General features: G+C 33.9%; 28 protein-coding genes. 16 read left to right on the top strand and 12 right to left on the bottom strand.

Annotation, left to right across the window (positions count from 1 at the left end; all coding sequences use genetic code 11):
• Positions 1-24 precede the first annotated feature (24 nt).
• From ACFSR1_RS16875 to ACFSR1_RS16860, 4 genes are all read right to left on the bottom strand, one after another.
• A complete protein-coding gene (locus tag ACFSR1_RS16875; protein WP_378294192.1) occupies positions 25-1,356 on the bottom strand; it encodes a hypothetical protein in 1,332 nt (443 codons plus the stop codon).
• A 159-nt stretch (positions 1,357-1,515) separates the two neighbouring features.
• Positions 1,516-3,141 carry a phosphoenolpyruvate carboxykinase (ATP) gene (pckA, locus tag ACFSR1_RS16870; protein ID WP_378294191.1) on the bottom strand — a complete coding sequence of 542 codons (1,626 nt, stop codon included), beginning with the start codon at positions 3,139-3,141 and terminating at the stop codon, positions 1,516-1,518.
• Positions 3,142-3,181: 40 nt separating this feature from the next.
• On the bottom strand, positions 3,182-5,020 hold the full coding sequence (locus tag ACFSR1_RS16865; protein WP_378294190.1) for an SLC13 family permease: 1,839 nt from the start codon (positions 5,018-5,020) through the stop codon (positions 3,182-3,184).
• Between the two features lie 85 nt (positions 5,021-5,105).
• Positions 5,106-5,894 carry a universal stress protein gene (locus ACFSR1_RS16860; protein WP_378294189.1) on the bottom strand — a complete coding sequence of 263 codons (789 nt, stop codon included), beginning with the start codon at positions 5,892-5,894 and terminating at the stop codon, positions 5,106-5,108.
• A 169-nt stretch (positions 5,895-6,063) separates the two neighbouring features.
• Here ACFSR1_RS16860 and ACFSR1_RS16855 point away from each other — a divergent pair, with 169 nt between their 5' ends.
• Complete coding sequence (locus ACFSR1_RS16855; protein ID WP_378294188.1) at positions 6,064-6,288, top strand: YgaP family membrane protein; 225 nt, start codon at positions 6,064-6,066, stop codon at positions 6,286-6,288.
• 6 nt (positions 6,289-6,294) lie between these two features.
• On the opposite strand, the gene pdxH is transcribed toward ACFSR1_RS16855, so the two are convergent.
• Together pdxH and ACFSR1_RS16845 are read right to left on the bottom strand one after the other, a co-directional pair.
• Positions 6,295-6,897: a pyridoxamine 5'-phosphate oxidase gene (gene pdxH, locus ACFSR1_RS16850; RefSeq protein ID WP_378294187.1), complete on the bottom strand. Its 603-nt coding sequence runs from the start codon at positions 6,895-6,897 to the stop codon at positions 6,295-6,297.
• Positions 6,894-9,296, bottom strand: coding sequence for a heavy metal translocating P-type ATPase (locus tag ACFSR1_RS16845; RefSeq protein ID WP_378294186.1), 2,403 nt, complete (start codon positions 9,294-9,296; stop codon positions 6,894-6,896). Before ACFSR1_RS16845 ends, pdxH begins: the two co-directional genes overlap by 4 nt.
• 116 nt (positions 9,297-9,412) lie before the next feature.
• On the opposite strand from ACFSR1_RS16845, the gene ACFSR1_RS16840 reads away from it, so the two are divergent.
• Positions 9,413-10,324 (top strand): universal stress protein, encoded by a 912-nt coding sequence (locus tag ACFSR1_RS16840; RefSeq protein ID WP_378294185.1) that lies wholly within the window; start codon positions 9,413-9,415, stop codon positions 10,322-10,324.
• 29 nt (positions 10,325-10,353) lie between these two features.
• On the opposite strand, the gene ACFSR1_RS16835 is transcribed toward ACFSR1_RS16840, so the two are convergent.
• Positions 10,354-10,581: a hypothetical protein gene (locus tag ACFSR1_RS16835; protein WP_378294184.1), complete on the bottom strand. Its 228-nt coding sequence runs from the start codon at positions 10,579-10,581 to the stop codon at positions 10,354-10,356.
• Between the two features lie 147 nt (positions 10,582-10,728).
• On the opposite strand from ACFSR1_RS16835, the gene ACFSR1_RS16830 reads away from it, so the two are divergent.
• The 14 genes from ACFSR1_RS16830 to ACFSR1_RS16765 all read left to right on the top strand — a co-directional run bounded on the left by ACFSR1_RS16830 (position 10,729) and on the right by ACFSR1_RS16765 (position 21,920).
• Positions 10,729-11,577 carry a universal stress protein gene (locus ACFSR1_RS16830; protein ID WP_378294183.1) on the top strand — a complete coding sequence of 283 codons (849 nt, stop codon included), beginning with the start codon at positions 10,729-10,731 and terminating at the stop codon, positions 11,575-11,577.
• A gap of 12 nt (positions 11,578-11,589) precedes the next feature.
• Complete coding sequence (locus ACFSR1_RS16825; RefSeq protein WP_378294182.1) at positions 11,590-12,507, top strand: universal stress protein; 918 nt, start codon at positions 11,590-11,592, stop codon at positions 12,505-12,507.
• 44 nt (positions 12,508-12,551) lie between these two features.
• Positions 12,552-13,403 (top strand): universal stress protein, encoded by an 852-nt coding sequence (locus ACFSR1_RS16820; RefSeq protein ID WP_378294181.1) that lies wholly within the window; start codon positions 12,552-12,554, stop codon positions 13,401-13,403.
• A 133-nt stretch (positions 13,404-13,536) separates the two neighbouring features.
• Entirely contained in the window at positions 13,537-14,385 is an 849-nt protein-coding gene (locus ACFSR1_RS16815) for a universal stress protein (protein WP_378294180.1), read from the top strand.
• Positions 14,386-14,453: 68 nt separating this feature from the next.
• Positions 14,454-15,305 carry a universal stress protein gene (locus ACFSR1_RS16810; protein WP_378294179.1) on the top strand — a complete coding sequence of 284 codons (852 nt, stop codon included), beginning with the start codon at positions 14,454-14,456 and terminating at the stop codon, positions 15,303-15,305.
• Between the two features lie 12 nt (positions 15,306-15,317).
• Complete coding sequence (locus ACFSR1_RS16805; RefSeq protein WP_378294178.1) at positions 15,318-15,740, top strand: hypothetical protein; 423 nt, start codon at positions 15,318-15,320, stop codon at positions 15,738-15,740.
• 37 nt (positions 15,741-15,777) lie between these two features.
• The gene (locus tag ACFSR1_RS16800) at positions 15,778-16,620 is read left to right on the top strand and encodes an ATP cone domain-containing protein (protein ID WP_378294177.1); all 843 of its coding nucleotides are present in this window, start codon (positions 15,778-15,780) and stop codon (positions 16,618-16,620) included.
• A gap of 11 nt (positions 16,621-16,631) precedes the next feature.
• Positions 16,632-18,002, top strand: a complete 1,371-nt coding sequence (locus tag ACFSR1_RS16795) for an MBL fold metallo-hydrolase RNA specificity domain-containing protein (protein WP_378294176.1) — start codon at positions 16,632-16,634, stop codon at positions 18,000-18,002.
• Positions 18,003-18,203: 201 nt separating this feature from the next.
• Entirely contained in the window at positions 18,204-18,617 is a 414-nt protein-coding gene (locus tag ACFSR1_RS16790; RefSeq protein ID WP_378294175.1) for a hypothetical protein, read from the top strand.
• 94 nt (positions 18,618-18,711) lie between these two features.
• A complete protein-coding gene (locus tag ACFSR1_RS16785; protein WP_378294174.1) occupies positions 18,712-19,155 on the top strand; it encodes an Hsp20/alpha crystallin family protein in 444 nt (147 codons plus the stop codon).
• 148 nt (positions 19,156-19,303) lie between these two features.
• Positions 19,304-19,747: a hypothetical protein gene (locus tag ACFSR1_RS16780; RefSeq protein ID WP_378294173.1), complete on the top strand. Its 444-nt coding sequence runs from the start codon at positions 19,304-19,306 to the stop codon at positions 19,745-19,747.
• 11 nt (positions 19,748-19,758) lie between these two features.
• The gene (locus ACFSR1_RS16775; RefSeq protein ID WP_378294172.1) at positions 19,759-20,271 is read left to right on the top strand and encodes a hypothetical protein; all 513 of its coding nucleotides are present in this window, start codon (positions 19,759-19,761) and stop codon (positions 20,269-20,271) included.
• Entirely contained in the window at positions 20,264-20,935 is a 672-nt protein-coding gene (locus ACFSR1_RS16770) for a hypothetical protein (RefSeq protein ID WP_378294171.1), read from the top strand. Before ACFSR1_RS16775 ends, ACFSR1_RS16770 begins: the two co-directional genes overlap by 8 nt.
• Positions 20,916-21,920: a 2-hydroxyacid dehydrogenase gene (locus tag ACFSR1_RS16765; protein WP_378294170.1), complete on the top strand. Its 1,005-nt coding sequence runs from the start codon at positions 20,916-20,918 to the stop codon at positions 21,918-21,920. The genes ACFSR1_RS16770 and ACFSR1_RS16765 overlap by 20 nt, the downstream gene beginning before the upstream one ends.
• Here the strand turns inward: ACFSR1_RS16765 and ACFSR1_RS16760 are convergent.
• From ACFSR1_RS16760 to ACFSR1_RS16740, 5 genes are all read right to left on the bottom strand, one after another.
• Positions 21,909-22,322, bottom strand: coding sequence for a DUF6691 family protein (locus ACFSR1_RS16760; protein ID WP_378294169.1), 414 nt, complete (start codon positions 22,320-22,322; stop codon positions 21,909-21,911). The two genes, ACFSR1_RS16765 and ACFSR1_RS16760, sit on opposite strands and share 12 nt — an antisense overlap.
• A gap of 3 nt (positions 22,323-22,325) precedes the next feature.
• A complete protein-coding gene (locus ACFSR1_RS16755) occupies positions 22,326-22,883 on the bottom strand; it encodes a YeeE/YedE family protein (RefSeq protein WP_378294168.1) in 558 nt (185 codons plus the stop codon).
• A gap of 30 nt (positions 22,884-22,913) precedes the next feature.
• On the bottom strand, positions 22,914-23,549 hold the full coding sequence (locus ACFSR1_RS16750; protein WP_378294167.1) for a class I SAM-dependent methyltransferase: 636 nt from the start codon (positions 23,547-23,549) through the stop codon (positions 22,914-22,916).
• A 16-nt stretch (positions 23,550-23,565) separates the two neighbouring features.
• Positions 23,566-24,978, bottom strand: coding sequence for an MBL fold metallo-hydrolase (locus ACFSR1_RS16745; protein WP_378294166.1), 1,413 nt, complete (start codon positions 24,976-24,978; stop codon positions 23,566-23,568).
• A 120-nt stretch (positions 24,979-25,098) separates the two neighbouring features.
• Positions 25,099-25,896 (bottom strand): sulfite exporter TauE/SafE family protein, encoded by a 798-nt coding sequence (locus tag ACFSR1_RS16740; protein WP_378294165.1) that lies wholly within the window; start codon positions 25,894-25,896, stop codon positions 25,099-25,101.
• Positions 25,897-26,212 lie beyond the last annotated feature (316 nt).

Here is a 26,212-nt window from a genome sequence, read left to right as displayed (position 1 = left end):
TACAGATGCTGGAAATAGATTTTTTTACTGTATTCTAAACTGATATTGCAATACGAACATCCACTTTCGATCTCCTTTTTCAATAGTATTTCCCATATCAAAAAAAACAGGGCGACTTTGTGCGTTCAAGGTAAATTTGGATAAGTGTCCATTTAGAAAATAGTTGATCCCTATATCGTAAGAAATCATAGGATCATCTAAACGATCAAAATCAGAATATTGAATTCTGGCATACGGTTGTAGTTTTCCTTTATCTCGGTTTTTTCCTATTCCGCCTAACAAGTATCCCATTTGATAAAGTACTGAAGTTCCGGTTCCTATAACAGGATAAGAATTGCCTTTCCCATTAAATGAAGCACTTTCAGGGTTCAATCCATTCGTTGGGTTATTAGCCCCAATCGAGCGTATGTAATTGGGTCCAAAATCATACTGAAAAAGTCCGAAATAAGCACTTAATGCTGTACCTCGCTCTCCATTAATTGGTACATCCAGAAATACATCTGCTGCCAGTAAATTCATATCGTGAAACTGCTCTTCTCCTCCATTGAGAGAGCACAAAGCATCCGGTTGATACTTAAATCCGAACCCAATATTTAAAACCCTCTTTTTTCCTAAATATGTTCCACGGTGGGAAGCGTATTTATTGCTTTCGGGTTGCAAAAATTCATATTTTATGTATCCGGCATATTGCAAATCGGCGTGAGTATTCGCAAATTCTGCGATCCCTTCTGCCGGTTCAATTTCATTCTCAATAGGAAATGGTTTAGAAAGAATAAAACGATAATCCACTTTATAAATTTTACCTTTAGTATAAATGCTAAGATTTCTCAATAGGTCATCCGTCGTATTTACGGTAGGAAGTGCCAAAAACGGAACATCAGCGATCATTAGGTTGGAAGTACTCGGAGCCGAAAAGCGCGATAAGCCATTCCATAAAGATTTTCCACCACCAATAGTAAATTTCTCTGAAAAACTATACTCGGCATATGCATCTAAGAGTTTTATAGAAGTTTCTCTCCCTGATAAATAATTCAGGTTATTGGTTCCTACTTGCGTATAGACAAACAGTTTTTCTGTAAGTTGTCCTTTGATTGCTAATCGAAACCGACGTAAAGAAATATCTGTGGTTGTATTTTGTAATTCTCCGGAAACCGTGCTTCCTGGATTATTCTGATTGACTCTTCCCCATAACTGAAGGTACGTATGTAATCCGAGCCATCGAGTATTGTCATCATTTAAATACCATTTTAGTGGTTTATTCCTAAAAGGGGTCGTTTGTTTTTCCTGTGAAATGGAATATTGAGAAAAGAGGAGAATGATTCCTATTAAAACAGGAATTGTTTTTTTATAAATCATGTAATAATGTGCCTGGTTAGGGCCGTGGTGGTTTTGTTGGAAAATAGTGAATGAACAGTGTCACACTGATACCGCCATCAGAGGTGCCCCCAATTTTACGGGACACTCTTCTGACAGTATTTAGAAAATTAGTATTTAAGTGTTAACGAATGTTCTATATTAAATGTGCTCTCCTAAGTGGTGGTGCTCATCGATTAGTGGTCCTCCTTCTATAATTTGTTGAGAAGCTTGGTTTGCAAACTTTTCAAAATTAAGATGGAAAGAATGTGCTAATTGGATTGCTTTACTGATATAACCTCCTTTTTGAGACCAGGTATTCATTGGATCCAAAATTTCTGTAGGTACACCTGGACAATATTCTGGCATAAATAGACCAAAAATTGGATGTTGTTCAAAATTCACTTTGTTTAACTTTCCTTCCAGAATCGCTGAGATCATCGCTCTTGTATGTCTCAATCGTATACGAGATCCTACTCCGTAAGGACCTCCACTCCATCCTGTGTTGATCAACCAAACATTTACATTAGCTTCCTCCATTTTTTTACTTAGCATTTCTGCGTACACTGTTGGATGCAATGGCATAAAAGGTTCTCCAAAACAAGCAGAGAATGATGGTACCGGCTCTGTAATTCCTGCTTCTGTTCCTGCCACCTTCGCAGTATATCCTGAAATGAAATGATATGCAGCTTGTCCGGGAGTTAATTTAGCTACCGGAGGTAATACTCCAAATGCATCACAAGTTAGAAAGAAAATATTCTTAGGATTCTTTGCATAGGATGGTTCTTGTATATTATCAATATGATAAATTGGATAACTAACACGAGTATTCTGAGTGATAGAACTATCTTCAAAATCCACTTCTCCATTTTCTTTGAAAACTACATTTTCTAATATTGCACCAGGTTTAATGGCTCTATAAATATCCGGTTCTTTATCTTCTGTTAGGTCAATTACTTTTGCATAACAACCTCCTTCAAAATTAAAGATCGTATTTTCTGCAGTCCATCCGTGCTCATCATCTCCGATAAGTTTACGATCGGGATCCGCAGACAAGGTTGTTTTTCCTGTTCCTGACAATCCAAAGAAAATGGCAGTATCTCCCATTTCCCCCACATTTGCAGAACAGTGCATTGGTAATACATTTTTTTCAATTGGAAGAATCATATTTAATGCAGAGAAAATTCCTTTTTTCATTTCTCCTGTATATGCAGAACCTCCTACTAATGCGATCTTTTTGGTAAAGTTAAGGATAGAGAAGTTTCCTTGTCTGATTCCATAAGCTGCAGGATCTTTTGCCTCGTATCCGGGTGCACATAGGACAAGCCATTCTTCCTGAAAATTTTCAAGTTCAGATTCCTCACAACGTAAAAACATATTATAAATAAACATATTGGACCAAGGATATTCTGTGATCGTACGTACATTCATTTTATATTCGGGATCCGCACATACATATGCATCTCTTACGTATAGCTCTTTCCCGGACATGTAGTTAATAATCTCATCTTGTAAAAGATCAAACTTATCCGGATCGATAGGTTTATTAGTTTTTCCCCACCAAACCTTATCTTTGGTGTAGTCATCTTTTACTAAGAAACGGTCTTTTGGAGATCTTCCTGTAAATTTACCGGTATTGATAGCCAGTGTACCGTTAGAAGTTTCTCTACCCATTCCTTTTTCGATGGTAATTTCCTGTAGTTTTTCTGGAGAAAGGTTGTAATGGACCGTAGTGTCTTTTAATCCATATTTCTCTAGATTAATTTTTGCGTTTAATACATTTTCCATTTTCTAAATAATTTAAATTTTAATACTAATACTATGTTGGTTAAAAAGGCCATATGACTGGCACTAATAAAAGGGTTACTATAAAAAACAATAACAATAAAGGTGCTCCTACTTTTACATAATCAAGAAACTTATAACCTCCTGCCGATAGTACCATGGCATTGGTTGTTGTTCCTACAGGTGTAAGAAATGCTGTAGATGCACTGATAGCTACCGTAATCATTATTGGTTTTGGAGAAATCCCCAAATTGGTAGCAGCTAGTATTGCTATAGGAGCCATTAATACTGCAGTTGCCGAATTATTAATTGTTTGGCTAAAGGCTGTTGTTAATAGAAATACACCTCCTAACAATGCTATAGGATGAATAGCTCCCAGATATTTTACCAAACCATCAGCCGCTAATTGAGCCGCTCCTGTTTTCTGTAAAGCAATACCCATAGGTATCATAGCCGCAATCATAATGACACTAGTCCAGCTGATTCCTTTGTAAGCCTTGTTAATAGGAACACATCCGGTAATCAATGTGATGCCTGCACAAATTAAGGCAGCTATCGCTCCAGGAACAATCTTAAATACAAGTAGCACAATCATTAGGATCAATGTCCCTAAAGCAATGAATGATTTAGGCGTAAGATTTTCTATATTTTTAGCCATTCCTTCGGGGCTTCCGCAAATGACTAAATTCTCGTACATTTCCTTTAAATCACCAATATTTTCCCAAGATCCTCTGATTAAAAATGCATCACCTGCTTTCACCTTAATTTCTTTGTCCTCTAAAGGCTCATTATTTCTAGAGGCACCCAATAACTGAATCTTAAATCTCTCAAAATAATCTCCAATCTTGATGTTTCTTCCTACAAATAGAGACTTAGGAGTTACTATCACCTCTGCCATACCTACTTCCTGATTGATCAAATTATTTTTTAATTCTTCCTCAATCGGATCTAATCTCCACAACCCTAACCTGAATTCAATCATTATTTTATTGATCGCTTCGGTTTCACCTTTTACGGTAATGATATCGTGATACTTAAACTCGGTATCTTCATCTGGAAACTCAATAAATGCCGGGTTTTTTTGAAATAAATTTGGATGCCTTCGTTTCAAGCGAATGATCGAAACATTGTATTTTTCTTCAAAATCCCAATCTTTTATTTTAGTTCCTAATAAAGGTGAAATAGAGCGGACACGTAATCTAAAATAATTCTGATCTACCCGATACGCTTCAATCCACTTATGTAGTTCTGAGTCAATATTTACAGGTTTATTTCGGGTTTTGTAGCTAGGCAATAATTTATATCCGAAGTATCGAAAGTAAATGATAGCTATCATCAATAATGGCAACCCTATCAAACCAAATTCAAAGAACGAAAAACCGGTAAATCCCTGCTCAATCAAAGCATTACTTGCGATGATATTAGGTGGGGTACCGGTCAAAGTGAGCAGACCACCTGTGTTGGATCCAAATGCTACTGGCATTAACAATTTTGAAGGCATTGTTCCTATGTTCCAAGCTGCAGAAATTGTTACGGGAAGCAGCGTTGCTACCGTTCCGGTATTACTCACAAATCCTGAAAGCACTCCAGATCCCAAAGTCACAATCACTAATAATTTCGGAACACTTTTACCCGCCCATTGTATGAACTTATTACCTGCTAAAGCAGTCCATCCAGTTTGTGATAAGCCTTCACCAATAATAAATAGTGCGGCGATCATAATTACTGTTGTATTACTAAAACCACTGAAGGTTTCTGTAACATCTAAAATACCTGTTAAGTATAAACTCAACATCGATAACAAGGCTACTACGTCTGGCGGATATTTACCCCAAATAAATAAACCAATTGTTATCACAAAAATGATTAACATTATATACATCTTACGCCTTCTTTTGAAGTTGACTATTCAGTGACTAAAAACCTTTTTCTCATAAAGGCTTTTAAAAAATACTGTGTATTGAATTTTAATCAATTGTCAAAAGCGGGATATCAGTATGAAGTGTTAATAATTTAGTAAGTCTTCCTTCAGAAGGCTCATTCTTTTTAGCATGGTTTCTTGGTAGAATCGCCAATAGATCAATTTCTTTATCCTTGATATACTCAAAGATTCCTTTCTCAATATCTGTATTCTCTTGAAATGTGTGATGAGAATAGAAATTTTCCAAATAGTATTCTATAGCGTTTTCATTTTTTTCATCTGCCGGAGTATAGCCATAACAACCATCTTCATTACAGATGGTTAAGACATGAACTTGTGAGTGAAAACGTCTAGCTATATCCAATAAAGTTTCAAGAACGCTAGCATCATCTATCTCTTTCTGACCTAATACTAGTGCTATTTTTTTCACCTCAAACTCTTTTGAAGTCTCAGGAATTGCAATTACAGGAAAATCTGCTTCCAATATTAACTTTGAAGTATTGGTTATTTCTGACTCATTTTCAGCCCCTTTGGTTCCCATAATCACTAAATCGGCTTGAAACTCCTTTTGTGTTTCTAGAATATTTTCAACTAAGTCTCCTGATTTTATGACAGAATTAAGCGTACCTCTAAAATATGGATTGTCTTTTTTTATTTGCGCAATTCTTTCATCCAATATACTGTAAATCGAAATATCTTCAGACATATCACTAATATGAGTTAGTAAAATCTCAATTGATTTGTCATCGCCGGCAAAATTAATGGCATATTCCAAAGCGCTTTCTGTAGTAGTAGAAGTATCAAAAGGAACAATAATTTTAGTGATATCTTTCATAATACGAATTTTTAAGTTTTAGGTTTTAGTGGTTATACCTATCTGTTGGTTTTATACTACAAAGGTTAGCTTATTACTCATTGTAAAAAATGACATTTATCAGCTTTTACTTTCTATTTCTTTTAGAATTTTGTTAGAAGTAGATTATTAATACTTAATACAAGTACTCATGAAAAAAAACTTAGGAAAAATCGATTCGGCAATCAGAATCATTATCGGTGTAGTATTAGCATACTTATTCTACAATAATTACATAGCAGGAACATTAGGTATTGTTTTATTATCATTATCAGGAGTCCTGGTAATTACCGGATTTATAGGGTGGTGTCCATTATATAGATTATTTGGACTAAGAACTTGCCAAGTTAAAAATGGGCTTGCAGAAGATCGCTAGCGCTTTCTACTTACTATATGTAATTTCTTTAGACCAGCTATAATCAGATCTCAACTCATATCTGGTAACACGTTTAAAGCCAACTAATGGATCGTGCGTTATAAATTCTAATTGAAAAGGTTTTATGAGATATCCACCCCAAAATTCAGGTTTCGGAATTTCTCTATTTTGAAACTGAGTCTCGTATTTTTTTAAGCGTTCTTCTAATATTTCTCGAGAAGCGATGACCTTACTTTGATCAGATGCCCAGGCACCCAACTTACTGCCTTCCGGACGAGATTCAAAATATCCTTCTGATAAATTTTCCGGAAGCTTTTCTGCCTTACCGGAAATAAGGACTTCTCGTTTTGATTTTATCCAGTTAAACAAAACGGAAACGTTGTTATCTTTAGCAATTGCTTTTCCCTTCTCACTATTATAATTCGTAAAGAATATAAAACCTTCCCAGGTAAAACTTTTAAGCAGTACGATTCTACTTTTAGGAAAGCCGTCTAAACCTTTAGTTGATAATAACATTGCGTTTGCTTCATCTTCGGGATGCGCTTTATCTACTTCATGAAACCATCGCTGAAAATGTTCTATTGGGTTATGATCATTAGCTATATTCATGATTCCTGAAGTTTTATTTTTCTTCCATTCCAATTGGTTAATATTGTTACATAAACAACTACAGAAATAGAACTTAATGGCATTAATATAGCTGCAATAATTGGAGATAATTGCCCTGTAACGGCATAATATAAACCTATACTATTGTACAGAAATGACAAGATAAAACTCGATTTGATAATTTTAATGGCCTTTTTAGAAATCTTAAGATACTTAGGAATTCTGTCAAATTGAGAAGCATCTAAAATTGCATCACAAGCAGGAGAAAATACGTTGACGTTTTCTGAAACAGCGATCCCAACATTGCTTTGAGCCAAAGCACCGGCATCATTCAGTCCGTCACCAATCATAATTACTTTTTGTGTTAACTCCTGTAATGATTTGATATAATTTAATTTGTCATCAGGCTTTTGGTCAAATAGCAAAGAAGTGCCTTCCGGAAGTAATTGTTCCAAATGTTGTTTTTCTCCTTCATTATCACCCGATAGAATAGATAATTTATAGGCTTTGGTCAAAGTATCAAAAACGTTCTTTACATTCTTTCTGTATTGATTATGAAAAACATATCGTCCTTTGTATTCATCGTTTGCACTTATATGAACATTCGTGTTTTGTATTGCTGAAAGTTCACTATTTCCTACAAAATTTGAAGAACCAATTTTTATAGTACTTTCTGCCAACTTGGCTTCAATTCCTTTTCCCACATGCTCCTGATATTCATCAAGTGTATATATCTTTTGATCTTCTAAAATATCATACAACGCTCTGCTAAGTGGATGATTGGATGCTCTCAATGTATTTTTGAGCAATGACTCCTCTTCTGGAGTTAGCTCCATCCCTTCGTATTCTATATTACTTGTAGTATTAGTCGTTATGGTTCCGGTTTTATCAAAAATTATACTATCCGTCTGAGCTAACTGTTCTATAACATCTGCATTTTTAAGATAGAATTTATTTTTTCCAAAAATTCGGAGCATATTTCCCAGAGCAAAAGGTCTAGCCAATGCCAATGCGCAAGGACACGCAATAATTAATACAGCTGTAAAAACATTAATTGCTTTCCCCGCATCAGCAAACAACCAAAAAGTCGTGGCGATGACAGCTATGCTTAAAATAACGATCGTGAAATATTTACTAATAGTATCTGTAAGATTAGTAAAAGATGCAGATTTATCTTTGTTAAACACATCATTACTCCATAAACGAGTAAGGTAACTTTGTTCTACGGTTTTTATAGCTTCAATCTCTATAGCTCCATACAATTGCTTGCCTCCTGCGAAGAGTTTGTCACCAGATATTTTAGTAACTGATTCGCTTTCTCCGGTTACAAAACTATAATCGATTCTTGCTTCTCCTGAAATCAATATGGCATCTACTGGTATTAATTCTCCATTGCGTATCAGCAGTCTATCCCCTTCTTCAATATCATACACCTGGATACTTTCTTCTTTATATCTTTGATCTTTTTTATCAAAAATTAATCGGGTCACCGCAATTGGGAAGTAGGATTTATAATCTCTTTCAAAAGATAAAAAGGAATAGGTTTTCTGTTGGAAAAACTTACCTAATAATAGGAAAAATACCAATCCCGTAAGACTATCAAAAAAACCAGTTCCCCAATCGAATATGATCTCTGCGGTACTTCTCAGAAAAAGTACTGCAATTCCAAGAGCAATGGGTACATCAATATTCAATATTTTAGATCTTAACCCTTTAAATGCGGAAATAAAATAATCCTGTGCAGCATATAACACAACCGGCAATGAAAATACAAACATCAACCAGCGAAACACATACTTATATTGTTCCAACCAGTACTCTGACACCTCAAAATACTCAGGAAATGATAAGAACATGACGTTACCAAAAGCAAATCCCGCAATCCCCAACTTGTATATTAGACTCCTGTTAATGTGTTTTTCCCCTTCTGAATAATCATCAAGGCTTATATAGGGCTCATAACCAATTGAATTAAGTAGCATAATTACTTCTTTCAATGATGTTTTTTCATTATTAAAAGTAATTCGAACCGTTTTCTTCGGAAAATTAACCTGAGAGTTTGTAATTGAAGACTGAAGTTTATGTAAATTTTCTAATATCCAGATACACGAACTACAATGTATATGTGGAATATACAATGTAATAATCTCGGTATTACCGTCTTTAAACTCTATCAGCTTTTCAGCAATAGCAGGAGTATCGAGATAATCGTATTTCTTTTCAATTTCCTTAGGAATGGCACCAGGAGCAGATTGTAAATCATAATAGCTGGATAAATCATTACTCGAAAAAATATCATATACAGTTTTACACCCATTGCAGCAGAATGTTTTTTGGTCAAAATTAATAGCTAACCCATCACAATCATTTCCACAGTGATAGCATGTGGATTCTATCATACTCATCTTATTTGCTACAAAAATGAAAAAGACCTCAAGCATATAATATGATAAAAATCATAGTTTTACCTCTAATGACGATTTAGTTTTGGCATATCACCATAATACTACCGATGATGAAAAAGATTTTATTACCTACAGATTTTTCAGATAACTCCTGGAATGCTATTGATTATGCTACGGAGCTTTTTAAAGAAGAAGCCTGTACTTTTTACCTTTTAAACGTATATAGTAAAATCATTTATGAATCTGTACATCTTTCTGATATACCATCCGAACGTAGTATTGAGAATACTGTGCAAACGAATGCAGTAACTAATCTGGAACATTTAAAAAAGACCCTGGTACATACAAATCCTAATCAAAAGCATACATTCGAAATTATCGCAGCTTTAGGATCTCTAACAGAGGCAACAGAAGATGTTGTGAAATCCAAAAAAATTGATCTCATCATTATGGGAACCAAAGGCGCAACAGGAACAAAAGAAGTATTTATGGGCAGTAATACGGTGCGTATCATTAATACTATAAAAAAATGTCCTGTTTTAGCAGTCCCGGATGGTTTTACTTTTACCTCCAAGCCTTCTGAAATCACTTTTGCAACCGATTTTACACATTTTTATAGTAAAGAGGAGCTGAGACCACTATTGGATCTCGCGAAATCCTTTAACGCAGCTATCAGAATTGTTTATGTACAACAAGAAGAAGGCTCCTTAACCGAAGAGCAGAAATTTAACTTAGGAATGTTGCAAAAATATTTTAAAGACATAAAGTATTATCAACATACCTTAACTAAAAGTGATTCCGTTTCAAAATCACTTAAGGTTTTTACAGAAGAACTTGATATCTATCTGCTGGCCATGCTAAACTACTCTCATAGTTTTGTAGATAAACTTACAAGAGAACCTGTAATAAAAACCGTTGCTTTCCATACCCAAATACCTCTATTAGTAATACCTGAACTAGGTATGAGCTCTGCTTTTTCTAAAACAATTCAAAAAAACTCAGAATTAGAAGAAACACCATAAAAAAGATTTACAATCATATAATTTATAGATTAATCTTGATCTCTAGCTATTGGACGATCTTCATAAAAATCATCAAAAGTTTTATCCGTGGTATATGCATCGGTAAGAACTGCATATACCATTAGTATAACCATTATCTGACCAAAACAAGTAATATAAAACACCCAACCAAACTCAACATCCATTGTTACCAAGATGGTAATTAATAACAATAATAGTGAGGTAATAATAATCATCATCATTCCTGAAATTCTCATAACTAACTTTTTTATTAAAAGATAAAGAAAAACTATCATACATCTTCTTAACAATTCGCCAAAAATGAAGTGTGTTGCTGACAAAAATCATAGTTTCTAAGCTCCTGGTTATTTAGTTTTGAGAAAACACTTAAGAATAGCTGTATAATGAGAAAGATATTGATTCCCACCGATTTTTCAGAAAATGCGATGAATGCAATTCGCTATGCAGTAGAGCTATTTAAATATGAAAAGAGTGAATTTTTAATCTTTCACGCTTATGCTGACGAAGTATATGATCATAATACGTTATCGTCTCGTAAAATGTTAGAAGAATTTAAAAAAGAGGTTCACGAGAAGTCTGATGAAGAGCTAACCAAAATACTATCAGTACTGCATAAGGTTTCTCCAAACCCGAGACACGAATACAAAACTTTATCGGTTTTTGGAACCCTCATAGATGAAGCGAATGATCTGGTAGATCAGGAAAATATTGATATACTCATTATGGCTACCAGAGGTAAAACAGATGATCGTAAAATCACTTTTGGAAGCAACACCTTACAAGTACTTAAATACGTAAAAAGTCCTGTTTTAGCAATCCCCGAAGATTGCACATATCACCAGCCAAAAAATATTCTTTTCCCTACGGATTATATGTTGCCATATAAAAGAAGGGAATTAAAATTACTGAGTACCTTAACTAAAAGCTTTAGATCTTCTATTAACTTTTTACATATATCTAAATATAAAAAACTGTCCCTACGACAAGAAGACAACAAAGCCTTTTTAAAAGAGTGTTTACCCGATGCAGATTTATCTTTTCACACTATTGATGAAACAGATATTACGGCTGCTATCAATCAATATATTGAAAAAAATGGTATCAACATGTTAGTGATGATAAACTCCAGACACTCATATCTGGAGTGTGTATTATATCAATCAACAATTGACAAGATTGGATTACATATCAAAATACCATTTCTAACTATGCAAAACTTACAGCGAAATTAAAATAATAGAATTATGAAACGGATCTTATTACCCACCGATTTTTCTGACAATGCATTTAATGCCATAAGGTATGCAATGCAATTTTTTAAGAATGAAGAATGTACATTTTATCTCCTTCATACGTTTACACCTGTGTCCTATAATGTAGGATATCTTATAGAGAATCCCATGCCTTATGGAATGGAAGATATCGCTATGATGAATTCGAAAAGAGATATCGAAAGGACTGAAGAAAAACTTAAAAAAGAGTTTAACAATCCAAAACACAGTTTTGAAAGGATTTCAGCTTTTAATATGTTGATTAATGAAATCAAAGATACCGTAGATCGCTATAATATTGATCTGATAGTCATGGGTACCAAAGGAGCTACCGGAGCCAAAGAAATTTTTATTGGAACCCACACTATGTATACTATAAAAAAAGTAAAATGTCCTGTTTTGGCGGTCCCTTCGGGTTTTGAATATGAAGAGCCTAAAGAGATTCTATTTCCTACTGATTATTATCTAAGTTCTACTAATAAATATATCCCATTGATCAAAGATATTTGTGACCAACATGAATCCAGACTTCATATGCTTAATGCATATTATGGAATCCCATTAGATCAAAATCAGAAAACAACAAAAGATTTTATAGATACTTATTTTGAAGAAAACGCTCATGTTTTCCACATTGCAGACGGCATGGATGTGATTGAAGCGGTAGAAGATTTTCAAAAAATGAATATCATAAACATGCTGGTTATGGTTCATAATAAACATTCATTTTTTGAAAATTTGTTATTCAAACCCGTGATAAATCAAATAGCATATCACACCAATATTCCGTTTTTAGTAATTCCATCAGAAAAACGAATAGGATCGAATCCTAAAGAAGATCAAGCTGACAAAAAAAGAAAAGAAAAAGAGGATGAAGGTTTAGCGGTCTAACAAAAATCAGGATAGTTCCAATCTTTATAAATACCTTTAAAAAGATGAAAAAAATACTGGTAACAACAGATTTTTCTGACAAGGCCTGGAATGCACTTGTATATGCCATCGATTTGTACCGAGACATTCCTTGCCAATTTCATATTCTTAACACATATGATCTTAATTCTGTTCGATTAGTTACTACGTTAAGCTCACAACGGGTGGGATATTTTTACGAATCTATTAAGATAGAATCAGAAGAAGGATTAAAAATGACTCTAGAGGATATTAATAATTCTCAGCCCGCTGAACATCATACGTTCAAAACCGTTTCGAAATCTGGTATTTTGACAAAGATTTTACAGCAACTGACAGAAAACAATCAATTTGATCTGATTATAATGAGTTCTAAAGGAACTACAGGATCAAAACAGGTCTTTCTAGGAAGTAGTGTAAAAAAAGTATTAGAAAATGATTTTCATTGTCCTATTCTCATTATTCCGGAGGATGCTTATTTCGAAGGAATTAAAAATATTGCTTTCGCCACTAATTTTGAAAGAATCTATCATAAATCAGAAATTAAACCCATTATAGAGATAGCTAAAAAAAATAATGCTACCGTGAGGATGATCCACATCTACGATGAACCAAAATTAAGCACGGCACAAAAGTATAACTCTACAACTTTAGAAAGTTTTTTTAAAAATGTGAAGTTTGATTTTCACGTCATACCAGAATTCTCGACCATAGAAAAAGGAATTCAGGCTTTTATAGATGAGTTAGAAATAGATTTATTGACGATGATCAAATATCAACATAGTTTTATTGAGCGTTTAACACGAGAAGAGGTAATTAAAAAAATTACATTCAATACTAAAATTCCTTTCTTGGTCATTCCTGCGGATCATATTTAGTGATTCTAGTGGTGATATAGCTTATACCGAATTAATGTTGCTCCCCATAGTTTATTAGTAATATGAGAATTGTCATAGTATTCCTGACATTTTGGAAATAGTTTTATGATATAATTTCTAAAACTTAAAAACCATGAAAAGAATACTTGTTCCTACAGATTTTTCAGATAATGCATACGGTGCTCTTTTTTATGCTACACGATTATTTCAGGATCACGAATGTCAATTCTTTATCTTAAATACATTTGAAGTTCATACGCCGGTTCTTACAGGTAGAATGGATACAAGCAAAGGAGATTTGTTGTATCAAAAACTGAGTGCGGAATCTAAAGATTCGTTAGCACAAACATTTCACTCAATTATCAGAGACACTGACGATCTTAATCATACTTTCGAAACTATATCTGTTTCCAAAGATTTGACAGAAACAATTAACAAAACCATCAAAAAGAAGAATATTGATTTGGTAGTGATGGGTACAAAAGGAGCGACAGGCGCCTCTACACTTTTTATGGGTAGTAATACAGTTAAAGTCGTTCAAAAAATTAATAATTGTCCTGTGCTGGTTGTTCCAGACGAATTTGATTTCGAAAAACCAACAGAGATCGCTTTCCCTACCGACTTTAGACGATTTTATATAGCCGAAGAATTAAAACCTTTACTAGATATTGCCTCTTTATTTAATTCCAATATCAGAATTTTTCATATTAACGAAGAAGAAAAGTTAGATGATATACAAGAACATAACTATACTTCTTTAAAAAATCATCTGGCAGACTTTACACATAGCATTCACTGGATATCAAAAGGTGGTCAAAAGTCAAAACTGATTAATGATTTTATAGATGATTTAGATATCGATTTATTGGTCATGGTGAATTACAGACACAGTTTAATGGAAAATATAACTCACGAACCTGTTATCAAAAAAATAGGGTTCCATCCATCTGTTCCTTTCTTGGTGATACCAGATGCCAGCTGATAATTATCATAGTTTTAAGCTTGTAGAGTTCTTACATTATAAGTATTAATCATTAAAAATCTATTCCAATGAAAAAGAAGATCTTATTACCCACAGATTTTTCTAAAAACGCGTGGAACGCCATAAGTTATGCCATTGAACTCTATAAAAACGAAGAGTGTGATTTTTATATTCTAAATGTTTTTAATGCAACCGGCTACGCATTAGAAAGCATGATGATTCCTGAACCCGGAGAAAAAACCTATGATGAAGCCAAAGAACGATCAGAAAAAGGGTTAGCAAAAATTTTAGAAAGACTGTCCTTTAGGGATGATTATCCACATCATAAATTCTTTATGATCTCCCAGTTTAATAGCTTATTAGAAGGGATTAAAGATCTGGTAGACAAACAAGATATTGAAATGGTCATTATGGGTACCAAAGGAACAACCAATGCAAGTGATATTGTTTACGGTAGTAACACTATTTTGATCATGGAAAAAGTAAGAAACTGCCCTGTTATGGCTATTCCTGCTGATGCAAGTTACAAACAACCGAAAGAAATTGTCTTTCCAACAGATTATAAGACACAAATTAAGCGAAGAGAGCTACAATATCTCATTGAAATTGCAAAAATCAGTCATGCTGCTGTACGCTTTCTATACATTTCGAATGATGATGCTTTGAGCGAAGAGCAAAAAAATAATCAAAAATTATTAAAGGAATATTTTGAGGACATCCCTCATACATTCCACATCCTACATAATGTCGATGTAAAAGGAGGTTTAAGTTCATTTGTAGAAAGCAGAAATAGCGATATGATCACATTTATAAACAGAAAACATAGTTTCTTCGGAAGTATATTTTCCAGACCCATGGTCAAAGACCTCGGATACCATTCTAAAGTACCCGTATTAGCGTTGCACGATATTAAAAATTAAAATCTACTAGTTATGAAAAACACAGGCATATGGATGGATAAGGAAAAAGCCTATATCATAGACATCCAAGAAAGTAATGAAGACATGACCACGATTTTTTCTGAAATAGAAGATTATCGTATTCACGGAGGTTCAGGAACTCGATTTAAAGGAGGACCACAAGATGTGGTCCAGGACAGTAAATATCTGGAACGTGAAAAGCATCAATTTAAAAACTATTTTAAAAAAATAATTCCATATATAGAAAATGCTGATAGCATTGTAATTTATGGCCCTGCTGAATCCGGTGAAAAATTTCTTAAGGAGCTTGAAACGAACTACAAGAAAATAGCCGAAAAAGTAAAAGCTGTTCTCAAAGCAGATAGTATGACAGAGAATCAGACCAAAGCATTAATCCGAGACTATTTCAAAAAACAAAAACAACGCTTAGTTTAATAAGTCGTCTGGCATTCATCTTTTTAGCAACACATCTATGGAACACGAAGATTTCGATATTCTAAAATCTTCTGGAAAAAAAGTGAAGTTCTCTTTAAATAAATTACAGAATTCACTAAGAAGAAGCGGAGCAGACAACAAAACCGTTGATCAAATTATTGACACGGTTAGGGATGAATTATACCAAGGTATTTCTACAAAGGAGATTTACAACAGAGCGTTTGCATTACTAAAAAAACAAAAATCTGTTTTTGCTTCAAAATATAAACTCAAAAAGGCCATTTATGAATTAGGTCCTACTGGCTTTCCATTCGAGAGTTTCGTGGGAGCTATTCTTAAATATTCCGGATACCAAGTCAATATCGGGCAAATTATATTCGGCAAATGTGTTTCTCACGAAGTTGATGTAGTTGCTAAGAAAAATTCGGATTATATTATTATCGAATGTAAATTTCATAGTGAAGAAGGGCGCAATTGTAATGTCAAAATTCCATTATACATACACTCCAGATATCAAGATATCCTTCATAATTTTGAGGATAAAAAAGAGAACCAAATCATACCCAATCAGGGATGGGTGGTAACGAATACACGATTCACAAAAGATGCTATCCAATATGGAAAGTGCGCCGGGTTGTATTTATTAAGTTGGGATTATCCAAAAGAGAACGGGCTTAAAGATAGGATTGATCGTTTAGGATTATATCCAATAACCGTATCAACACTTCTGACCAATCGAGAAAAGCAGTTTTTATTAAGTAGAGATATTGTTCTATATAAACAGCTAAGAGGAGATATGTTCTATTTGGACCATTTAGGCATTTCTGAAAAGAGAAAGCAAAAAATACTACATGAAGTAAATATGCTATGTAACGAATAAAATATCTTTTTATGTCATTGGTTAAAATTCACTTTCTGGGAGCTGCAAGAACCGTCACGGGGTCTAAATTTTATATAGAAACACCACAAAAGAATATTTTAATAGACTGTGGTATGTTTCAAGGTATAAAAGAACTACGAGAATTAAATTGGAAAGAGTTTCCCGTTGACGCTTCTGCCATTGATACCGTTCTTCTAACACACGGACATCTGGATCATACAGGTTATCTACCAAGACTAGTAAAACAAGGGTTCCGCGGTACTATTATAGGAACTGCACCTACATTGGCAATTACCGAAATTATCCTGCGTGACAGTGCAAAAATCCATGAAGAAGAAGCAGATAAAGCAAATAAAGAAGGGTATTCTAAACATAATCCTGCTTTACCTTTTTACACCATAAAAGATGTAGAAAAAACATTACAATATTTTAAAGCAAAAGAAAAAGACGACTGGATTTCCTTATCAGACGATATTGAATATAGATTTAGGTATAATGGACATATTATAGGAGCCTGTTTCATCGAATTAAATCTTTTTGGAAAAACTTTAGTCTTCTCAGGAGATGTGGGACGACCTGATGATTTATTACTAAGACCCCCACAAAAACCAGATTGGGCAGATTTTCTTTTTATAGAAAGCACCTATGGTAATAAACTGCATCCGAATCAAAATGTCGAAGAAAAGCTAATCGAATTAATCAATGAAACTTTATATAAAAGAGGAACACTAATCATTCCATCCTTTGCTGTAGAGCGCTTACAAACATTGATGTATTTATTGTGGAAGTTATACCAAAAAAATCGAATTCCGGATATCCCGATCTTTATCGATAGTCCCATGGGTAATAATGTGTTATCCGTTTTTGAACAATTTCCGGATTGGCACAAACTACCAATGAAAGATTATTATGCGCTATGTAATCATATCAATATCGTTACCTCATACAAAGAAACCTGGGAAGTAATTGATAATCCAAGACCAAAAATTGTCATTGCCGGTAGCGGAATGGTTACCGGAGGTAGAGTGTTAACCTATCTAAAACAGTTGGTAGATATTACCACTACATCTGTTCTTTTAGTAGGGTATCAAGCCGAAGGAACCAGAGGTAGACAGCTACAGGATGGAGTTCATGAAATCAAATTATATGGGAAGTATTATCCAGTAAAAGCACAAATACATCATATAGAAAGCCTGTCTGCTCACGCAGATCAATATGAATTGCTTGATTGGGTCAGCAAAATTAAAAACATCCCGGAAAAAGTCTTCCTTATTCACGGAGAACCTTGTGCTTCAGAGGCATTTAACATCAAATTACGAGATACTTTGAATTGGAAAACTCACATCCCAAAACTTAATGAAGTTCAGGAAATTATTATCTAAAATATCCTGAAAATGTGACTATTATCATTTTTTAGGTTTTAATTTTTAACTAGCTTACTTGTGTATCATATAGTTAATTAACCTGTTGTGCATTATGATTTTTTTATTCAAAATCACTCGAACTGACGCTTTTCTTTAACATTTCTTTCATAATACACAATAGCTAATCAATCTACTTATAATCTTTTAAAACTTAAAACCATGGCAACCGAAATAAATACAACAAACAAAGATCTTAGAGATATTCATTTTGATACGTTAGAATCAAAATCCAGTCTACAATTCATCGAAGGTGAAGTGCTATTTATCAACCAGCTACTACACTCTTACGTTTTTGAACCAACAACACCTAATCTTTTTGAGCGATTACAAGAATTCAAACAAGAGATTAGCGAAGTACAAAAAGAAATAGAAAACCTCAATGAAGAAATACGAAAGCATGAAAGTGATTTAGGCGGAATGCTGGAATGTGATACCATTTCCTGTGATCACTACTACTATGAAGAACATAAATCTTTAAAGAAACGCTTCAATGATTTTTATAGAAATTTCAGAAAGCTAAAATCTGAAGTATTTAATTATGCAGGTGGTATTCTGAAGCACAATAAAAAATAACCTTCAAACTGATATTTATCATTTTTTACAGCAACCTAACCAACTACTTTTAAGACACTTAAGACAAATTACTAAACATTAAAACCTAAACATTATGTCAATCATTAAATTTAACAGAAACAGATTTCCTTGGTTCAACGACACCATGTCTAATTGGATGGACACTGATAATTTCTTTGCAGATGATTTTTTTATCAAAGACAGAAATTTGCCTGCAATGAATGTAAAAGAACATGAGGATGACTTCGAAATTGAACTAGCAGTTCCTGGGTTTTCAAAAAAAGATATTGAAGTAACCATGGAAGATGATGTACTGCACATCTGTGCAGAAAAGCGTAAAGAAGAAGTAGAGGAAGAGAAAGATTATACTCGTAGAGAATTTAGTTATAATTCTTTCGACAGAAAGCTACACTTGCCTACCAGTGTAGATCAAAATGAAGCTGTAAAAGCAAAATACAAAAATGGGGTTCTTACACTTAATCTATTAAAAAAAGAAGAAGCCAAAGTACAGCCTAAAAAAGTAATTGAGATAGAATAATCTCAGTATTTACGGCAGAAAATAATTTTGGGGGAGTTATTTTCTGCCTTTTTGATATGTTTTATATCGATTATAAATAACCGCTATATAGAACATAAACCTATTTCAACCTAACGCTGAATTCTAATAAACTATAAAATGTAAACAGATGAAATCGAAACAACCCAATATTAAATATATAGAGTGGAAAAGTGCAGAAGAATTGCACGAAGCTTCTCTTAATTGGATCTCTGAGTTAAAGTTCATCAAAGATGAGCAACATTTTTTAGATGAACTAATAGAAAATTACACTGTACAACTGATCTCAGAAAAGACTTTTGAAAAAAGCAGTGAAATAATCAATGAACTTAATCAAAATAGAAAAGACATTAATCCTTTGCTAAAAAAAGTAATAGGACACTGTAATCAACTTACAATACTTGTGGATGGTATTGATCAACCGCAAGAAGAAAAACAATATAAAGAAGATCACGGAAAACTAATGGTAGAAGTAAGTATATATTTTGACAGCTATAAACAAACTAAAAGAAGAATATTTGATCTTATCAAAGCTATCATTAAGAAAGGGAAACAAAAACGTTTATTAAACTAACGGTAATCCTTTTGATAAGCATATTAAAAAAAATAGTGTTAATTCTTGTCGTTCTCTTTATAGGATTCTGGGCTTGGTATGAATATACGTATTCTATGGATACCGTTATTCCTTTTGAAGTACATGACCCAAGTGCTAAAACAAAAGTGTTAATAGCTTCTCAAGGCAGCAAGTTTAAAGATTCTGTTGTGAAAGGGATTTTAAGAAGGTATGAAAAAGATACAGTTCATTTTAAGGTAATAGATGTATATACGTTATTCACTGTAAATCTTGAAAAATGGGATGCTATGATATTCATCAATTCCTGGGAATATGGAAGTCCACCCAGAAACGTAAAAAAGTTCATAAAAAATCATCCTGAACAATTGGACAAACTCATTATTTTATCCACAGTTGGGAGTAGCAACATTGCTCTAAAAGATGTAGATGTAATTTCTGGAGAATCCATCATAGAAAAAACAGCTCAATACACAGATACTATAGCAAATAGACTTAATCAAATAATAAAAAGAAACAATGAATAAACTAAACACATATATCATTTTAATAGTTGCAGGATTGTTAACGAGTTGTTCATCTAGTGAGCTTGTCGAGGTATGGAAAAACCCTGACATTGATACTTTTGAAGCAAATAAAGTATTGGTCATAGGAATGACTGCCGATACCGATGGAAGAAAAGTATTTGAGAAAAAACTTACGCAAGCACTTAAAAAGAACGGAGTTACATCAGAAAAAAGCCTTGATTTTTTTGAAAAATCATTTACCCAATCACCAAAAACTGAAGAAGAGTTGTTAGCCATGGAAGGTAAACTTCTGGAGGCCGGTTTTGATGCTATTTTATTATCTAAAGTACTAGCCGTAGAAGACAAAGTTACTGTTGTACAAGCATATAGAAATCTAGATAAAGATTTCAAGAGTTTTAAAGACGACTACTATCAGAATCAAGATATTTATTACGAAGATGGGTATTATGAAGAGTATGAAATCTATCACGCAGAAACCTCTTTATACTGCATATGCCCTGATAAAGAAAGAGAATTAATCTGGAAAGGATCTATTGACATTACAGAGCCTGAAAATGTAAAAAAAGCTGTAGGAGATTATATAAAAGTACTGATCTGGGCTCTTAAAGGCCAAAAACTATTAATAATTGAAGAAGAACTGAACAATGAAGATATTGATATATAGCGCCAAAGATTTTGAAATCCCTTTTCTGGAAAAAGCAAATAGTGATGTATATCAGATCAAATATATTCCTGAAAGACTTACTTCTAAAACAGCAATGTTAGCTTTAGGGTTTGATGTAATCTCTATTTTTTCGGCAGATGATGCCTCATCAAAAATATTAGAATTACTTAAAGACTTCGGTGTCAAGTATATCACATTACGTTCTGCAGGTTATGATAATATACATCTAAAAACTGCCCAAAAACTAGGAATTAAAGTTGCTCATACACCAGAATATTCTCCTAATGCCATTGCAGAACATGCAGTGGCCTTGTTGTTAGCTTTAAATCGTAAACTTATTGTATCTGATCACCAAGTACATTCTTATAACTTTTCTTTAAGCAATCTTGTAGGATTTGATCTTAATAATAAAACTGTTGGAATCATCGGAACCGGAAGAATTGGTAAAGTAATCGCTAAGATCATGAATGGTTTTGGATGCAAAGTGATAGCCAACGATATCGATGAGGATCAAAGTTTTGCAAAACAATATAACATTGAATATGTAGCATTACCTGATCTATGCCGACAATCAGATATCATTATGCTTAGTGTTCCTCTCAATTCTGCAACCCACTATATGATTGATGCAGATCTTATTCAGCTAATGAAACGAGAAGTATTCATCATTAACATTGCCAGAGGTGCCATAGTAAATACTACGGAAATAGTAGAAGCTCTAAAATGGAATAGAATTGCAGCCTATGGAGCTGATGTATATGAATACGAACATAGTGTATTTTTCTATGATCATTCTAAAGCAAAACCAAATGATGAGTTACTACAAAGACTACTTGAGTTCCCTAATGTTCTTATAACTCCTCATCAAGCTTTTGCAACTAAAGAAGCTTTGACAAATATTGCAGAAACAACTGTTTATAACATCAACTGCTGGCAACAAAATAAAACTCCCGAAAATGAACTCACAATGGAATTAGTGCGGTAGTTTATCTCTTAATAAACCGTATAGAAAAGTCCCTACAATTGATGCTGCAATTACAATAAGTATTGGCAAGTATCCGGCTCCTGCCAAAACAAACATCGGACCTGGACATGCTCCCGCCAATGCCCAACCTAATCCAAAAATAATTCCACCGAGTATATAGCGACTATAACTTTTTTCTTTTGGAGCTATACTAATCTTTTCTCCATAAATGGATTTTATGCTAAATCTTTTAATCAATTGAACCACGATAATACCAAGTCCTACTGCAGAACCTATAATTCCATACATATGAAAAGACGCGAATTGAAACATTTCATAAATCCTGAACCAAGACGCTGCCTCAGATTTAAATAGAACAATTCCGAAAAAAATACCAATTGCTAAATATATAATTGTACGCATTATCTAAAATATTAAGGGAAAAATTAAATGTATCATTACCAAACCACCGATAAAAAAACCAATAACAGCAATCAGAGATGGTAATTGTAAATCACTCAAACCTGAGATCGCATGACCAGAAGTACAACCTCCTGCATACCGTGCTCCAAAACCGACTAGTAATCCACCAATGATAAGAATTGCAATGCCCTTTGGATCTGTAAAAGCATCATTAGAGAATAACATATCCGGCATATATCCATTGCCTGCGTCATTAAATCCTTTAGTCTGAAGGTCAGTAACGACTTTGGGATTTAAGGCTACATCCGTAGTTTCAGACAGATAATTTTCTGCAATAAAACCCCCTATAATTACACCTAACACTACTACAAGGTTCCAACGCTGTGCTCGCCAGTCAAACTTAAAAAAATCCGCTGTTTTTCCTGCTCCACAAATGGTACACATCGTTCTTAGATTAGACGACATCCCAAATTTTTTGCCGATCATTAGCAACAGAAACATCACTAATGTTATTAACGGTCCTGAAACATACCAAGGCCAAGGTTCATATATCCAATTCATTGTTTATGTGCTTAAAGTTCTTTTATTAATTTATTGCAAGGTGTTTTCTACTTTTCTAAATCCACAGAAAACAAAATTCTGAGTGGTATCGAATGGAGTTCTATGATCTACATAAGAACATTTTACTTTTTCGAAATGAGGTTTTACCAAATCATTCATTGATTGCTCTGAGTATTGAGTAACTTCAATTCCACTGCATTTTTTTGGTCCATCTTTAGAAAAGCTTCCCATCACCAAAATTCCATTTGGGTTTAGGTTGTCTTGGATCGCCGCTATATAAGTATCAATTTCCGCCTTTTCAGTAAGAAAATGAGAAGTTGCCCTGTCGTGCCAAAAATCATAGGTTTCTTTTGGTTTGAAATTAACAATATCTTCTACAATCCAATTTACGTGATCAGCAAGACTGCCTAACCTTTCTTTCGCTCTATTTAACGAGGTTTCAGAAATATCAAGAACAGTGACATTTTGATAGCCAAGCTGAAGAAGGTGGTCTACCAAAAGACTATCACCTCCGCCAACATCTATAATTTTTGCGGTCTTAGGAATTTGGAAATACTTTATAAATTCTAAAGAAGTTTCAGGTGATTTTTGATACCAGCTAACGTCCTTTAGCTCTTTAGTTTTATATACAGTTTCCCAATGATTTTTCCTGTTAAATTCTTTCATTCAGTATTTATCCCATTTATTTTAAAGTTGATGGACACACATAATCTGTGGTTTCTATTCCAGCTTCTTTCATTGCAGAAAAACCTCCGGCAACATCAATAAGATTATGAATACCTCTACTTTTTAAGATAGATGCCGCGATTACAGATCTATATCCACCAGCACAGTGTATATAGAATGATTTGTCTTCAGGAAAGTCATTCAGGTGATCATTGATAAAATCTAAGGGTGAATTTTTAGCTTTATCAAGATGTTCTGCAACAAATTCACTTTCTTTTCTCACATCAAAAACTGCTACCTCTTCTGTGTTCAATTTATTTTTAAGTTCCTCTGCTGTTATTGATGATATGGCGTCATAATCTTTCCCTGCTTTTTTCCAGGCTTCTATACCACCTTCTAGATATCCTAATGTTTTATCAAAACCTACACGGGATAATCGTGTAATCGTTTCTTCTTCTTTACCTTCTGGAGCCACTAGTAAAATAGGTTGCTCTACATCAGCAATCAAAGCGCCTACCCAAGGAGCAAAACCACCTTCGATTCCGATAAATATAGATCTAGGGATATGTCCTTTTACATATTCATTTTGATGTCTTACATCCAATACAACCGCTCCTGTTTCATTTGCCAGCATTTCGAATTCTTCTGGTGATAATGGTTTGGTTCCTCTTTCCAGGACTTCTTCTATATCTTCATATCCTTCTTTATTCATCTTCACATTTAAAGGAAAATATTGTGGAGGCGGTAATAAACCTTCGGTCACTTCTTTTACAAACTCTTCTTTGGTCATATCCGCGCGTAACGCATAATTCATCTTCTTTTGGTTTCCTAAAGAATCCACCGTTTCCTTCATCATGTTTTTACCACAAGCAGAGCCTGCTCCGTGAGCCGGATATACGATTACATCATCGGCCAAAGGCATAATTTTATTTCGTAAGCTGTCAAACAATGTTTCTGCTAATTCTTCTTGAGTCATATGAGCAGCTTTTTGTGCTAAATCAGGGCGTCCTACATCTCCTAAGAACAACGTATCACCACTAAAAATAGCGTGATCTTTACCATTTTCATCTCTTAGTAAGTACGTAGTACTTTCCATCGTATGACCTGGAGTATGTAGTGCAACTATAGTTATATCTCCTAGTGTAAACTCCTGTCCATCTACTGCAATAGTAGCCTCAAAAGATGGGTTAGCGCTGGGTCCATACACAATCTCTGCTCCGGTTTCTTTCGCCAGGGTTACGTGTCCACTTACGAAATCAGCATGAAAATGCGTTTCGAAAATGTACTTGATTTTTGCTCCGTCATTTTTTGCTCTATTGATATATGGCTTTACTTCGCGTAGTGGATCAATAATCGCCACCTCTCCTGCACTCTCTATATAATAAGCGCCTTGTGCCAGACATCCTGTATATATTTGTTCTATCTTCATATGTTTATATTTTATAATGTGCTTCGCAAATCGAAGTTTATCATTTCTATTATTGAGCTTCAAAAATACAACTCAAAATACCTTTTTACAGTAACAATTGTTACAAAATGAAAATTATGATTACGCCAATTCCTTGATAAGTATGTAAATACCCATCACTAAAACAAACCAACCAAACCCTTTTTCTAGTTTTTTACCGTCTATAAAATTAGAAATATACATTCCCAAAAAAATCCCGATTATAGAGATTCCTGTAAATGACAATAGAAAAATCCAGTCTATCTCTAGATTTTCTACGTCTCCAATAAATCCTATTAATGATTTTATAGCAATGATTAGCAAAGAGGTAGCCACTGCTTTTTTCATAGGTAATTTTGCAAATAAAACTAAGGCCGGGATGATCAAAAAACCTCCCCCTGCTCCAACAATTCCGGTTAAGGCTCCGACTACAAAACCTTCTGCAATGATTAAAGGATAATTGTAGCTTACGATTGTTTCTTTCTCAAGTGTTTCTTTTCTGTTTTTTATCATAGAAACGGAAGCCATCAACATGATCATTGCAAAAAATACCATGATCCCAATATTTTTAGTGATCGTAAATTCTAAAATCGAAAAAAGTTCATCGGGTATTGCCGGAACCAAAAATTTTCTGGTCAAATACACAGCAATAAACGCAGGAATAGAAAATACAATGGCAGTTCTTAAACTAACCAATCCTTTTCTTATGTTTTTAACAGCTCCTACCAATGCTGAAGACCCAACCACAAATAATGAATATGCAGTAGCAGTTACAGGATTAATATGCATCAGATATACAAAAACCGGCACTGTCAGTATTGAACCTCCACCACCTATTAGACCTAATACCACTCCAATAGTCAATGCACCAACATATCCTAGAACTTCTATTACTTCCATTAATTATTTTTTTGACAAAAATAACTTCAGGGTATGGTGATCACAGTAACATTAGTTACATAGAAGTTAACTATTTTATTTTTCAGCTAAATAAATTGAATTAAAAATTAGACTAATCAACTATGATTAAAACTTCTTTTCATTTTCTTTGCTCGCCCAAAGGGTACTCTGATAAGAGTGCGCCAGATGAGGCGCTGGAAAACAAAAGAAAAGGCGCTCCATCACACCATCTCGCCCACAGCTTACGCTATGTCGTAAGGTATTTTTCAGTTTCACTGAAAACCGGATATGTTTCGCTAAAATCTTTACAAGGCTT

Source organism: Aquimarina rubra (assembly GCF_042684305.1).
GTDB classification, from domain to species: domain Bacteria; phylum Bacteroidota; class Bacteroidia; order Flavobacteriales; family Flavobacteriaceae; genus Aquimarina; species Aquimarina rubra.
The sequence above is the reverse complement of the archived record's forward strand: the minus strand, read 5'-3'. Positions and strand labels throughout refer to the sequence as shown.